The sequence below is a fragment of the Kitasatospora cystarginea genome (assembly GCF_039533515.1).
Lineage (GTDB): Bacteria > Actinomycetota > Actinomycetes > Streptomycetales > Streptomycetaceae > Kitasatospora > Kitasatospora cystarginea.
Map to the genome: position 1 here is coordinate 43,553 of NZ_BAAATR010000034.1, position 12,964 is coordinate 56,516.

Below are 12,964 nucleotides of genomic sequence, written 5' to 3' on the forward strand. Positions count from 1 at the left end.
TCGCGCCTCCGGCTCCCGTGGGGGCGGCCGGACACGAGATCTCATTGCCCAGGCCGCTCCCATTCGAAAACGAAAGGGTGACGAAGTCTGGCTCCTCGGGGAGGTTGCTATCTGCATTACTCCGGCAAGGGGCCTGGACTCCTTGGTGATTTCATTTCAGCGCCCCCTCTAGGGGGCATTTTTCATTCCAGGCTGTGGGTGAGATGGCTCCGGCGGGCCGCGCGGCCCTGACGATGGCCGGCCGAGCGAGGTGCGGCTCTGGCCAGCGGAGACGCAGCAATCGATCATGTGCGCGTCATGTCCACCGAGCCATTTCCCGTGTCGCGGGAAATGGCCTTCGGGGGCGTCGCTGTCATTTCCCGCGTGGCGGGAAATGGGGCTTCTATTCGCGTAGATCGCGTGAATTCGTTGACGCGTTCCCGTGGGCGAACATAGAGTCATTCCTGCGCCAAGAGGCGTCGCGCTGCTGCCGGTTGCGAAGCAATCCGATGGCCGCACAAAAGCGACATGGCGCCCGGGAGCGGGAACTCCCAGGCGCCATGTAAGGCCCGTGCGAAGAGCACGGCAAAACCAGTGCACCGGCTTGCTGTAGGAGGCTCGGCCGGTGCCACTTGCGCGGAGGAAGTGTTACATGTTTGCGACCCCACGTACAGAGGGGGCCGAGGGGAGTCTCGCCGCCGGCGTCGTCATGGGAGGGCTGGCCTGCATCTCCGAGGGCACCGCCCTGATGATCGAGAGCAGCGTCCGAGCCGTTGCACCGGCCGCGGCGGTGGTCCGCGTCAGCGTCTCCGAGCCCGACTACCTCTGGCTGGCCCGAGCCTACGACGCCCACGGCGACAACGTCCCGCTGCCCCAGCAGCAAGAAGAGGCCGTGGCCCGATGGGTGGCTTGCGACCAGCCGGGTCGCGATTGGCGACTCCAGCACGACCTCGACCTGGCCACCGGCCGTCTCACCGTCGCCGGTGCCCTCAGGCAGGTGGCGTGATGGCGGTGCAGGACGGGCGCATCCGTACCCACAAGCCGGAGATGAGCCGCGACCCGAAGCTCGCCGAAGTCTCCTTGTCGGCCGAGCGGACCTTCGTCTACATGCTCAACTACGTGGACGATCGCGGAAGGGTCATCGACGACGCAGGGATCCTGCGCGGATTGATCTGGAAGCGGAAGAAGAGCTGGGACGGCAGCGTCCACACGACCGAGCGCGTCGAGGAGGACCTGCGCCAGCTGGCTGACGTCGGGCTGGTGTGCCGATACGTCAACCCGGCCGACGAAGGCGAAGAGCTGCTTCACGTCGTCAACTTCAACAAGCACCAGCGGATCGACAAGCCCAGCGTGAGCCGACTGGTGCCGTGCCCGCTGCATCAGACCCAGGAAGCCGACGCCGACAAGCCGGTCCCGGCCAAGCGGACCCGGAAGAAGATCCTGGAGCACCAGCCCGAGCAGCACCTGGCTGACGTTACCGAGACCGCCGACCAGAGCCTGCCCGAGAGCAGCGACCGCGACCACCAGGACCCACGGTCGCTGGACTCCACGACACCCTCCATGACACCTTCCCCGACCGGATCCAGGATCACGGATCCTGGATCTACCCCTCCGGGGGGCGGCTGCGCCGCGCCCGCCCAGGTTCTCTCCTCCGAGGATCCTTCGGCCGACCAGGTCGCCGTGCTTCACCCGCACACCACCGGAGCCAATGCCTTGGTGGCCGAGTACGTCCGGTCCTGCCCGCAGCAGCCGACCGAGCGCTTCCGAGGGCACCTCGGTCGGGAGGTCAAGCAGTTGCTCAGCGCCGGATACGGCACGGAGCAGGTGCGAGCGGGCCTGCGGCTGCTCGCACAGAACCCCAAGGGCCCCAGCGCCCTGGAGTCCTTCGTCCAGGAGGCCCTGACCTCCCGTCGGACCCGTACCGGGAGCGCCTACCAGGCGTGGACCAACCCGGCCGCCGGAGCCGCGGCATACGCGGGGGACCTGTGATGGCCAGCCGCGACCGAGACCCGCGCCGCGCCGGCGCCGGACTGCAGGGCCTGGTCGAGCGGTTCGCCCGTCTGGGCGTGGACCCTGCGGTGATCGGCCAGCCCGAGCAGAGCCCGGCGCCGCAGCCGAACCGTGACGCGCTGGAGCTGGCAGCCAGCCGCATCCCGCCGCTGTACCAGGACGCGGTGGCCAACGACCCGCAGGTCCTCGCCTGGGTGGAGCACGTCAAGCAGGCCGCCCGCCGAGGCCCGGAGGGACAGCTCGGCATCGCCCGCGCGCGCTCCCTGCTCCTGCTCGGCGAGACCGGCACCGGCAAGACCCATCAGGCCTACGGCGCGATCCGAGCGCTGCTGGGTGCCGGCGTCCGGCTGCGCTGGCAGGCGATCACCTCGGTGACCCTGCACGCCATGATGCGCCCGCGCCCCGGGGCCGACCCCGAGCGCGAGATGCGCGAACTGGAGCGCACGCCGCTGCTGCTGGTCGACGACCTCGGTGCCGGCCGGGCCTCGGAGTTCACCGAGGAAACCACCTACCGGTTGATCAACTACCGCTACGAGCAGCAGCTGCCGACCATCCTCACCAGCAACATCACCCCGGCCGAGCTGTCCGGTCTCCTCGGCGACCGCACCGCCAGCCGCCTGCGCCAGATGTGCCACAAGGCCGTCCTCGCCGGACCCGACCGGCGCCGCGCTCCCTCCTTCTAACCTCCAGCGATCCCGCGCGGGGCCCGGCACAGCCGTCCCCGGGAGACGCCCTGCCCGCGCGTCAACTCACCCAGGCGCGACCGGAGACACCCCGAATGAACACCACCGTCAACGAACTCGAAGCCGCACACACCCATCTGGACCGCGGCTCCCCACGCTGGCGCCTCAAGGCCGCCTGCGCCGGCATAAAGAACCCCGACATCTTCTTCGCCCAGCCCCGCGTGGCCGCCCACCGCCAAGCCCTCGCACTGTGCCAGCAGTGCCCGGTGCGCCGCGAGTGCCTCGATGACGCCATCGAGTGCGGCGTACGCGACGGGATCCGCGGAGGCCACACCGAGGACCAGCTGCGCGAGATCGTCTCCTTCCGTGAAGGCCGCCGCGTCGAAATCGAACGCGTCCGCGCCACCCTCACCAACACCCACCGGCCGCGCCTGACCGACCAGGAGAAGATGTCCGTGGTCCGCGTGGCTCTCGACGCCGGTATCCCGATCGACACCTGGGCAGCGGCCCTGGGCATCGGCTACAGCTACGCCACCAGGCGCCGCCGCAAGGCCACCACCCAGCTCGACGTCATCCCCGCGTCCATGCGCAGCGAGGAGATCGCCCTCGCCGCGAAACTGCGCCATGCTGCCACGACCACCCTGGTGGTGGCCGCGTGATCCCGCGCCGCCCCAAGGTCTCCCCGTGGGATATCGCGGCAATCGGCGTGCTGGGCGCCTTCGGCTTCTCCCTCAGTTACGACGCCTTGCAGCAGATGGCACAGGCGATCCACGTCCGAGGCCAACTCACCTACGCCTTCCCGGTCGTCGTCGACGGCTTCATCGCCTACGGCGTGCGGGCCCTGGTCCTCCTCCGCGAGGCCCCGTGGACCGCCCGCGCCTACACCTGGACGCTCTTCTCCGGCGCCACCGGAACCAGCGTCTGGGCAAACGCGCTCCACGCAGTCCGCCTCAACCAGCAGACCGTCGGCCAAGCAGGCGGACTACGCCTGGGCGACATGGCTGTCGGCGCCCTGAGCACCATCGCTCCGCTGGCCCTGGCCGGCGCGGTCCACCTCGGCATCATCGTCACCCGCCACGGTGGACCCCAGACCGACACCACTGGCGACGTTGCCCAGCCATCGCCGATTGCTACGGACAGCATCACACTGGCTCGTCCAGCCGAGCCCGAGAACTCCGCCGTCCCCGACTCGGCGCCAGCGACCGCTCTTAGCGCAGCCCGCACCACCCGGGTGGAACTCACTGCTGGCGCCGAGAGGGCGCGCTCCAGAAGTGCCGGCGAGAAGCTCGCCGCGCACCGCCAAGGCTCGCGCTTCCGCGACCGCATCGCCGCCCGGATCCTGCGCAGGTCCGGGCATAACTCCGGTAGTCCGGCGCCGGGTGGTCCGGCCTCGGGTGGTCCGGGTGGTCCGGCGCCGGGTGGTCCGGCCTCGGGTGGTCCGGGTGGTCCGGCCTCGGGTGGTCCGGGTGGTCCGGCGCCGAGCGGTCCGGCCTCGGGTGGTCCGGGTGGTCCGGCGCCGAGCGGTCCGGCTCCGGCTGGTCCGGGTGGTCCGGCGCCGAGCGGTCCGGCGCCGAGCGGTCCGGCTCCGGCTGGTCCGGGTGGTCCGGCTCCGAGCGTTCCGGCCCCGGGTGGTCCGGGTGGTCCGAGCGTTCCGGCCTCGGGTGGTCCGGGTGGTCCGCCCTCGGGTGGTCCGGCCTCGGGTGGTCCGAGCGGTCCGGCTCCGGCTGGTCCGGGTGGTCCGGCTCCGAGCGTTCCGGCCCCGGGTGGTCCGGGTGGTCCGAGCGTTCCGGCCCCGGCTGGTCCGGGTGGTCCGGCCTCGGGTGGTCCGAGCGGTCCGGCTCCGGCTGGTCCGAGCGGTCCGGCCTCGGGTGGTCCGAGCGGTCCGGCTCCGGCTGGTCCGAGCGGTCCGGCCTCGGGTGGTCCGAGCGGTCCGGCTCCGAGCGTTCCGGCTCCGGGTGGTCCGAGCGTTCCGGCCCCGGGTGGTCCGGGTGGTCCGGGTGGTCCGGGTGGTCCGGCGCCGAGCGGTCCGGCTCCGGCTGGTCCGAGCGGTCCGGCCCCGGGTGGTCCGGGTGGTCCGAGCGTTCCGGCCCCGGCTGGTCCGGGTGGTCCGGCTCCGGGTGGTCCGGCCCAGAGCGGTGCGGGGGTTAGGCCCGGCGGTCCGAATCTGGACGGACTGGACCCAGCACTGCTGGAAGCCGGCCGGCGAGCCGCAGCAGCGGCTGGCCGGATCACCCACCGGGCGGTCCGCGATGGCATCCGGTCCCAAGGACTCACCGTGGCGAACGACCGACTCGCGGACATCGTCCAGGTCCTGCGAAGCGACAAACCCCCGCCTCCGAGGCGCTGAGCCCCACGTTCTCCTCTTTCTCCCTTTCTCATCCAACGGAGCACCTCATGAGCACCGCCGTTCTCGCCGACCGCGACATCGTGGCCGACTTCGTCGCCGTCCTCGCCCATCACCGCCACCTCCACAGCGCCGAGCCGCTGGGCGACGGCCGCTGGAGGGTGCGTCGGACCGGGACCGGATCGGCAGAGATCCTCAGCAGCGACCAGACCGAGGAGATGGTGATGGACCACCTGATCGCTGCTTTCGCCGCCCGTGGCCTGGCCAACCCCGACGACTTCTAGCCGCACTCTCCCCGCCGGCCCCGCCTCGTCCGGGCCCGACCCCGACCGCCAACCAGCTCTGGTCCCAGGCGGGTTGCCGCCCACGGCGGAGCGAGCTATCCCCTTGGAGTGTCCTATCGGACACTCCAAGGGCTCGCCCCCGCCCGGGGGGGGCGGGGGAGGCCGTGTGTCGAGGTCGAGCGGGGGCGCTCGACCTCGACACACGGCTCGCCGCAGCCAGGGGGCATCGGCGGGCAGGACAACTGACAGGAACTGCCCAAGATGACCACCGCCGAGCCCGCTGCCGACGAGCCGACCGTCGCGCGTCGTCCGCGTCGCCGCTTCCATGAGCCGCTGCAGCGCCAGCGCGTGTTGACGCTCCGCGTGAGCGCTGACGAAGAAGCCCAGATCCGTCGCGCCGCTGCCGAGCGCGCCGAGACCGTCGCCCGCTTCATCGCGACCGCCGCACTCAGCGCCGCATCTCGACCCGACACCGCTCGCAATCCCGACGACCAGCTCGACCGCGCGATCGACGAACTTGCTGCCGCGCGACGCCAGACCGCCCGCGTCGGCAACAACGTCAACCAGATCGCACGCGAGTTGAACTCCGGCGGTCTCCCGCACCCGGCCGACCTGGTCGCCGCGTTGACCGCGGTCCGCAGCACCATCGCCACCATCGACACCGCGGCGGTCGGCATTCTCAAGCACCGGAGGAAGACCTGAACCCGAACATCACCCGCGGATCGAACACGTACGGCCTGCTGGCCTACCTCTACGGCCCGGGACGCCGGGACGAGCACACCGACCCGCACCTCGTGGCCAGTTGGGACGGCTTCGCCCCCGACCCCGGCCGGGATCCGAACGCCTCCCTCAAGCAGCTCCAGTCGGCACTGGACATGAGGGTCGATCAGCGCGGCTCCCGGCGGCGGCTGAAGAAGCATGTGTGGCACTGCTCGATCCGGACGGCCCCCGAAGACCGCCTGCTCAGCGACGAGGAGTGGGCGGAGGCGGCTCGCCGTGTCGTCGCCGCCGCCGGCATCGCGCCAGAAGGCGATCCCAACGGCTGCCGCTGGGTCGCCGTGCGGCACGCCGATAACCACATCCACATCGCCGCCACCATCGTGGGCGGCAACCTGCTCAAGGCCGACATCGAGAACGACTTCAACCGGGCCCAGGCCGAATGCCGCAAGATCGAGAAGGAATGGGGCCTGCGTGAACTCAAGCCTGGTGACGGCACGGCTGCGAAGGAGCCGACCAATCGCGAGAAGCACAAGGCCCAGCGCCAGGGCCAGCCGGACACGAGCAGGCAGCAGTTGCGCGACGCGGTCCGCCAGGCCCTGGCCGGGGCGGCAAGCGAAGCCGAGTTCTTCGCCCGCCTGGAGAAGGCAGGCGTGCTGGTCAACCGAAAGGTCGGCCCCTCTGGTGACACTCTCGGCTACAGCGTGGCCCTGGTCGGAGAGCGCGATGCCACGGGCGAGCCGGTGTGGTTCGGCGGCTACAAGCTCGCCCCCGACCTGACCCTGCCCAAGATCCGCAAACGCCTCGCGGTTCCGATCGAAGGCCGGGAGGCAGACTCCCGCTCCGCTGCCGGAGCAAGCGGTGGGCGGACACCGGCCGGCCGCCGATCCCCGGCAGCCGCGGCCCGCCTCCTGGCAGCGGAAGCGGCCGTGGACGCTATCGAGTTGCTCGACGGCGAGCCTGAGGACGCGGCCGGAGTGGTTCAGGCGACCGGGGAGGTGCTCGACGCGCTGGCCGCCACCGCCCTGCCCGCGCAGAAGCGGGAGCTGCTGGCCGCGGCCCGGGCGTACGAGCGGGCCTCGCGCTCGCACGTGCGCGCCGCGAACGCCGACTCCCGTACGGTGCGGGCAGCCGCCCGCGCGGTGCTGTCCGGCGGCTACTCGAGCAACCGCGGCCCGGATGGCGCCGCTGCGGCGACGGTGCTGTCGGCGCTGATCCTGCTGGTGATCGCGGCAAGCCGCTGGCATGCCGCGCAGGGCCACCGCCAGCAGGCCGCCGCCGCGCGTGCGGCGGCCGACCAGCTGCGCGCCGCCTACCGGCAGGCCGCCGCCCAACCGATGGCCGCCCTTCGCGAGCGCGGCCGGCAGCTGCCCAAGGCCGTGCGCGAGCGCCAGGAGCAGGCCCTGCGCCGTGCGGTGCCGGGTGAGGGCGGGCGGCAACTGCTCGCCGAGCCGGAGTTCGACGCCTTGGCCGCTGCGCTGGCGGAGGCCGAGGCCGCCGGGCACGACCCCAAGGTCCTCTTGGAGCGTGCCCGCTCCTGGCGAGAGCTGGACACCGCCGACTCCGTTACCGCCGTGCTGACCTGGCGCGTGCGGCACATCGCCAAGCTGCCCCACCCCGCCGCCGGGACCGGCCGCCCCGGCCGCCCCGCCGCCACGACGGCTCCGGCCACGCCCGCTGCTGCCGACCCTCGGCGGCACCGCTGACCCGGCCGCCGACGGACGCCACCAGGGCTCCGTCGGTGGCCGTACCAACCACCCGATCCACCTCCCCAGACCCGGACATCGAAGGAGACTCATGGCCCTCCCACACGGCCCCGGCCGCAAGTGTTCCAACCGCAAGGGCCGGCTCCGTGTCCCGCCTTCCGCCGAGGGCGACTGGCTGCTGCGCTGCTACGTCCTGCGCGCAACGGATGCCCTGGCCTCGGCCGTGATCATGTACGCGGTGCCGCTGCTGGTCCTCACCCTCACGCACTCACCGACCTGGACCGGCCTGGCGTTTCTCCTGGAGTGGGTGCCACGCCTGGTCGCCATCACCGGGGCCGGACCGCTGATCGACCGGTACAGTCCGCAAAGCGCCGTCCTCGGCACAAGCCTGATGCGCACCACCATCTCCCTGGCCACGATCGTCGGCCTAGCCGCTGGGGCCGGATCGTGGATCGTCATCACGTTCGGCGTGGCCTGCAGCGTGATCGCCCAAGGCTCGTTCCTGGCCTGCGAGTCCCTCGGCGGCGAGGCCAGCCGCCGCGCTGGCGACCAGGCCCACCGCGTCCAGGCCGTGATGACCGGCATCGACCAGGCCGGGCTGCTCCTCAGCCCGCTGATCGGCGGCCTCCTGCTGCTCGCCGGACCGGCCCTGCTGCTGGCCACCGTCGCGATCCTGTCCACGGTGACAGCCACCGTCGCCCTGACCGTTCACGCCGAGCGCCCCCGCCTTCGCCTGGCCGACACGACGCCGGTCGGAAGCCTGTTCGCGGGCCTGCCTGCCGGACTCGGCGTCATCCGCCGCACCCCTGCCCTCGCCTGGCTCGTCCTGGCCCTCGCCGCGACCAACCTCGCCGTCGGCCTGCTGCAGGTCAGCGCACCGATCACCGTCACCCGCCACCTGCACCACTCCACCGCCGCCGTCGGCCTGGTGTGGAGCATCGCCGCCGCCGCTTCACTGGCCGCCGTCGCCTACGCCCGCCGCGCGATCGACCGTCACGGCCTGTTCCGCGTCGGCGCCATCTCGGCCGCCGTCATCTGCGCCGCTACCCTCGCCAGCGCGCTGGCCCCCACCCTCGCCACCTACGCCACCGCCGTCGCTACGCTCATGGCCGCCGACGGCGCCGCCACCGTGGTCCTGCGCACCGCCCGGGCCCGTCTGATCCCCGAGCGCCGGTTCGCGGCCGCGCTCGCCACCACCGTGCTGCTCGTTCTCGCCCCGCTGCCACTGGCCGGCCTGCTGGTCGCCCTGTGGCCGACCGCCCACCTGCAGGCCCTCGTGGTGATCGCCGCCCTCGGAGTCTCGGCGGCCACCGCCGCCTGCCTGCGCGGGCTGCACGAGCACCGCGACGCCTGGGATCCCGCCGACGAGGACACCAAGACCATCCCCCTGATCCGCGCCGCCTGAGACAGCGCCAACAACCCACCGCCACCGCACCGGAGGAACTCCATCACCGCAGCGCCCGTCCTGCTCGTCATCAGCACCTGCGCCCGCACCTACCGCGAGTACTGCCTCGCCCAGGTTGCCGCCCACCAACCGGTCGTCCTCATCGACCCCGACCCTCCGACCTGGCAGCGCCGCTACGTCATCGACCACGAGGTCGCCGACGTCCACGACGTGGCGGCGGTGTCGGCCGCCGCAGACGCCCTGGCCCGCCGCCACACTGTCGCCGGCGTCCTGACCTGGGACGAGTTCGCCCTCGTCTCCGCTGCCCACGTCGCCGCCCGCCTCAACCTGTTCGGCAACAGCACCGCCACCGCCGCAGCGAGCCGCAACAAGGCGGCCAGCCGCGCGGCCTTCGCCGCCTGCGGCGTACCCTCCGCGGAAAGCACCCGCGTCACCACGCTGCGCGAGGCGCGGCTCGCCGCCGCTCGGATCGGCTATCCCGTGGTGCTCAAGCCCACCGGCCACGCCGGCAGCGTCGGCGTGATCAAGGCCGAGCGCGCCCACGACCTGCCCGGCGCCTACACCCACGCTTCCCGGGCCGCAGGCGACGACCTCCGAGGTAGGGAGGAGGGCGGCGTGCGGGTCGAGGAGTACCTCGACGGGCCCGAGATTAGCGTCGAGTGCGTCACGGTTCGGGGCGTCACCACCCCCGTCGCCATCACCCGCAAGCAGCTCGGCCCCGAGCCGCATTTCGAGGAGGTCGGCCACAGCGTCGAAGCCGGCGATCCGCTCCTGGCCCTCGCCGGCCCCGTTGCCATCGCAGCGCTGAACGCGCTCGGAGTCGCCAACGGCATCTCGCACGTCGAGCTGCGTCTAACCGACACGGGTCCGCGCATCGTCGAGGTCAACGGCCGCCTCGGCGGCGACCTCATCCCGCACCTGGTCAAGCAGGCCACCGGCATCGACCTGCCCCGCGCCGCCGCCGACATCGCCCTCGGCCGCGACCCTGACCTCACGCCCACCTGCCGCAAGGCCGCCGCGATCAGCCTGATCTACGCCCCCGCCACCGGCCGCCTCGCCCGCGCGCACGCCGACGACGCCCTCACCAGCGCGCCGTGGCTGGAGCGGCTGGTCTGGGAACGCGAGGTCGGCGACATGGTCAACGCCCCGCCCACGGACGAGATCGGAACCGCCCGCCTCGCCCACATCGTCGCCATCGACACCACCGCCGAACGCTGCCTGCAGCACTTGGCGGAGGCCGAGGACCACCTCGCCATCGCCGTCGACAGCTGACCGACCCACACGCAGGCCGGGTCGGCACACACACAGTGCGCCGACCCCCTCGTCGTTTCGCCGGGGGCCCGATGCCGGCCTGGCCCCTGGAAGTGCCAACGCACGTCAGCCGTGGCGGAACCCGCGCTCGGGGTTCCGTCCGAGCTGAACGGGGCGAACCAGTCGAGCGGGGCGAGGTTGACCATGCCGAGCGCCTGACTCGCCTCCGCCGTGGGGTCTTCGATTCCGTCCAGCCGGGCGTCGAAGAGCATCAGCACATCGTGGTCCTCGAACAGCAAGTCCGAGCAGCTCTCCCAGTCGAAGTCGTACCGGTCCGCCGGAAGCGCGGCCACGGCGTCGGCGACCAGCCGGGGGCGATCACGCACCAGCTGCCCCGCCCTGCTGATCGCCAGGTGCAGGGCCATCTCCTCACCCGTGCACCCCGGCACCAGGTCCCGCCCGGCCTCCAGATCGCCGGCCAGGTCGTCGAACGTCCGGGCCATCTGCCGACGCCATGACCCGTTCTGGTGGAATGTCACCCGAGGCAGTTCCGCGAACAGGCCCGCGGCCCCCGGCTTCAGCGCCTCGTCACCGAGAGCGGCGACCTCTTGCCACGCCACACCCGACAGGTCATCCAACGCCAAGCGCAGCACGGCACGGGTCCGCGCCGTCAGCTCCCAGCCCTCCTCATCGTCTTCTTCCTCCCACTCCTCCGCGTCGCGGCCACCGTTGCGCGTGCGGGCCTCCAGCAGACGCCGGACTCTGCGGGCGGCCTCCTCGGGGGCCGCCAGGGCGGTGTCGATGATCCGCAACTCGCTGCTGAGCACCTCGCCGGCCAGCAGCGCCCCGGCCTCCTCCAGCAGCGCGGCCCCTTCGACCCCGACAGCGCCGCAGCGGGGCAGCACGACGGCGAAGCCGTTACTGGCCAAGCGGTCGACCGCACTGGACACCAGCGAGGCGGCGACCACAGGATCGGCCCAGGCTGCGGCAAGCTCGAGCTCTTCGACGACCAGGATGTTCCCGGGGATGTCGACGGCCTCCTCGAACTCGGCGCTGAACGACCCGTCCAGCATGAACAGGGCAGCGGCGACCGCAGCGAGCAACGAACCCTCGTCGGCCATCCGAGCGCGCAGGTTCCCGCCCAGCCAGTACATCGCCCGGGCCACCCGCAAGACCCCCACCCGCTCGGTGCCGGCGCGGACCACGACCTCCCACCGCTGCAGTCCGGAAGCCGCCGGATCCAACAGCCGATGAACGTGGCCGAACTCCAGCTCCAGCACCGCCGGATCTGCCGCCCCACCGACACCCAGCTGCTCCGCCATGAACGACCGCCCTTCCAGCTGCGCCCCGCCCGTCGAGGCGGCTCAGGCTCCAGCCTAGGGCTGCGGGCAGCGGCTCCTGGGCCCCCTCCGGCCGGTGACACCACAGCCCAGTGCTGCTTCCAGCACTTCGTCGCTCGCCGCCGCGACATTGCCGTCAACTGACCCAACGAACAAGGCCCGGGGCCGAAACGCGCTGCGTTCCGGCCCCGGGCCTTCGTGGTAGCGGGGACAGGATTTGAACCTGCGACCTCTGGGTTATGAGCCCAGCGAGCTACCGAGCTGCTCCACCCCGCGTCGGTGAAGAAGACTCTACGCCACCCACCACGATGACGGGAAACGCATTCGCCCGACCGGGAAAATGCCTGCGGGAGCAGTGCGACGAGCGCCACCATGCACACATGAGCGAACTACCCACGAACGACTGGTCCCCGGCCGACAACCCGTACTCGATCGCAGTGTCCGAGGCGAACTGGTGGAAGGCCACCGTCGCCCTGACCATCGGGCGCATGCGCGAACAGCCCACCCAAGTAGGTTTCTTCGACTCCGCGCAGATCGACGCCCGCACCCTCGTGGTGGCACTGCGCCAGGTGCTGATGGCTGCCAAGCTGGAGCAGATCGCCCTCGCCGAGCTCGGCATCGATCAGGCAGTCGGCGACGAACTCGCCAAGGCGCAGGAGCGGTTCGAAAAGGCACTGCCGGGCATCAAGGAGATCCGCGACGGCCTGACCCACTTCGAGGACTGGGCCCGAGGCGCTGGCAGGGGCGCCCAAGCCACCGCCCGCAAGAACGGGTCCACCGAGCGAGAAGTGGCGCGCGACTTCTGGAGCTTCGGCTACGACCCGACCGCCGACACCGTCACCATGGGCCCGTTCACCATCTCGGTGCCCGCCGCCGAAACAGCGACCCGGCAGCTCCACACCGCGATCTACACCGCAGCCCGATCCGTCGACCTCGCCCGGACCCTGGCCGTGCGCGCCGAAGCCGACGAAGCCCTGACCGCGGCGGGGATCACCCACGCGCCACCGGATGGCCAAGTCCTCCTCTCCCCGGGCGCAGATCTGCGGGTGTGGCTGTCGCTCAACCTGCCCGGCGACCAGGCGCAGCTGCGCCACGACGTGGCTCGGCGCACCGTCGCGGCGATCACGGCCGCCGGCCTCACCCTGGCTTCCAACTCCCACCCGCAGGCCCACGATCTGCACGACCGCCTGGCGGGCGCCGAGGCCCTCCTCGTGCAACGCCGCTGACCCACCATGCGGTGACGCA

The 12,964-nt window shown here is 71.9% G+C and carries 11 protein-coding genes and 1 tRNA gene; 11 read left to right on the top strand and 1 reads right to left on the bottom strand.

What is annotated here, in order from left to right:
* Nucleotides 1-631: 631 nt before the first annotated feature.
* The 10 genes from ABD369_RS29720 to ABD369_RS29765 all read left to right on the top strand — a co-directional run bounded on the left by ABD369_RS29720 (nt 632) and on the right by ABD369_RS29765 (nt 10,400).
* Nucleotides 632-985: a hypothetical protein gene (locus ABD369_RS29720; RefSeq protein WP_344639662.1), complete on the top strand. Its 354-nt coding sequence runs from the start codon at nt 632-634 to the stop codon at nt 983-985.
* Nucleotides 985-1,968 carry a hypothetical protein gene (locus ABD369_RS29725; protein ID WP_344639663.1) on the top strand — a complete coding sequence of 328 codons (984 nt, stop codon included), beginning with the start codon at nt 985-987 and terminating at the stop codon, nt 1,966-1,968. Before ABD369_RS29720 ends, ABD369_RS29725 begins: the two co-directional genes overlap by 1 nt.
* Entirely contained in the window at nt 1,968-2,672 is a 705-nt protein-coding gene (locus ABD369_RS29730) for an ATP-binding protein (RefSeq protein ID WP_344639664.1), read from the top strand. Before ABD369_RS29725 ends, ABD369_RS29730 begins: the two co-directional genes overlap by 1 nt.
* A 95-nt stretch (nt 2,673-2,767) precedes the next feature.
* Nucleotides 2,768-3,331 carry a WhiB family transcriptional regulator gene (locus ABD369_RS29735; protein ID WP_344639665.1) on the top strand — a complete coding sequence of 188 codons (564 nt, stop codon included), beginning with the start codon at nt 2,768-2,770 and terminating at the stop codon, nt 3,329-3,331.
* A gap of 95 nt (nt 3,332-3,426) precedes the next feature.
* The gene (locus tag ABD369_RS41280) at nt 3,427-5,019 is read left to right on the top strand and encodes a hypothetical protein (RefSeq protein WP_425557813.1); all 1,593 of its coding nucleotides are present in this window, start codon (nt 3,427-3,429) and stop codon (nt 5,017-5,019) included.
* A gap of 47 nt (nt 5,020-5,066) precedes the next feature.
* Nucleotides 5,067-5,300 carry a hypothetical protein gene (locus ABD369_RS29745; protein WP_344639666.1) on the top strand — a complete coding sequence of 78 codons (234 nt, stop codon included), beginning with the start codon at nt 5,067-5,069 and terminating at the stop codon, nt 5,298-5,300.
* Between the two features lie 261 nt (nt 5,301-5,561).
* Nucleotides 5,562-6,002: a plasmid mobilization relaxosome protein MobC gene (gene mobC, locus ABD369_RS29750; RefSeq protein ID WP_344639667.1), complete on the top strand. Its 441-nt coding sequence runs from the start codon at nt 5,562-5,564 to the stop codon at nt 6,000-6,002.
* 92 nt (nt 6,003-6,094) lie between these two features.
* The gene (locus ABD369_RS29755; RefSeq protein WP_344639668.1) at nt 6,095-7,723 is read left to right on the top strand and encodes a relaxase/mobilization nuclease domain-containing protein; all 1,629 of its coding nucleotides are present in this window, start codon (nt 6,095-6,097) and stop codon (nt 7,721-7,723) included.
* 91 nt (nt 7,724-7,814) lie between these two features.
* Nucleotides 7,815-9,128: an MFS transporter gene (locus tag ABD369_RS29760; protein WP_344639669.1), complete on the top strand. Its 1,314-nt coding sequence runs from the start codon at nt 7,815-7,817 to the stop codon at nt 9,126-9,128.
* Nucleotides 9,129-9,347: 219 nt separating this feature from the next.
* The gene (locus tag ABD369_RS29765) at nt 9,348-10,400 is read left to right on the top strand and encodes an ATP-grasp domain-containing protein (RefSeq protein ID WP_344639670.1); all 1,053 of its coding nucleotides are present in this window, start codon (nt 9,348-9,350) and stop codon (nt 10,398-10,400) included.
* Between the two features lie 1,518 nt (nt 10,401-11,918).
* Here ABD369_RS29765 and ABD369_RS29770 read toward each other — a convergent pair.
* A tRNA-Met gene (locus tag ABD369_RS29770) sits at nt 11,919-11,995 on the bottom strand.
* Nucleotides 11,996-12,099: 104 nt separating this feature from the next.
* Between ABD369_RS29770 and ABD369_RS29775 the strand changes: the two genes are divergently transcribed.
* Nucleotides 12,100-12,945 (top strand): hypothetical protein, encoded by an 846-nt coding sequence (locus ABD369_RS29775; RefSeq protein WP_344639671.1) that lies wholly within the window; start codon nt 12,100-12,102, stop codon nt 12,943-12,945.
* Nucleotides 12,946-12,964 lie beyond the last annotated feature (19 nt).

Bases quoted from the DNA above. Each gene is read 5' to 3' on its own strand.
- ABD369_RS29760 (WP_344639669.1), top strand. From the start codon at position 7,815: ATGGCCCTCCCACACGGCCCCGGCCGCAAGTGTTCCAACCGCAAGGGC.
- ABD369_RS41280 (WP_425557813.1), top strand. From the start codon at position 3,427: ATGGCACAGGCGATCCACGTCCGAGGCCAACTCACCTACGCCTTCCCG.
- ABD369_RS29720 (WP_344639662.1), top strand. From the start codon at position 632: ATGTTTGCGACCCCACGTACAGAGGGGGCCGAGGGGAGTCTCGCCGCC.
- ABD369_RS29775 (WP_344639671.1), top strand. From the start codon at position 12,100: ATGAGCGAACTACCCACGAACGACTGGTCCCCGGCCGACAACCCGTAC.
- ABD369_RS29745 (WP_344639666.1), top strand. From the start codon at position 5,067: ATGAGCACCGCCGTTCTCGCCGACCGCGACATCGTGGCCGACTTCGTC.
- mobC (WP_344639667.1), top strand. From the start codon at position 5,562: ATGACCACCGCCGAGCCCGCTGCCGACGAGCCGACCGTCGCGCGTCGT.
- ABD369_RS29725 (WP_344639663.1), top strand. From the start codon at position 985: ATGGCGGTGCAGGACGGGCGCATCCGTACCCACAAGCCGGAGATGAGC.
- ABD369_RS29730 (WP_344639664.1), top strand. From the start codon at position 1,968: ATGGCCAGCCGCGACCGAGACCCGCGCCGCGCCGGCGCCGGACTGCAG.
- ABD369_RS29735 (WP_344639665.1), top strand. From the start codon at position 2,768: ATGAACACCACCGTCAACGAACTCGAAGCCGCACACACCCATCTGGAC.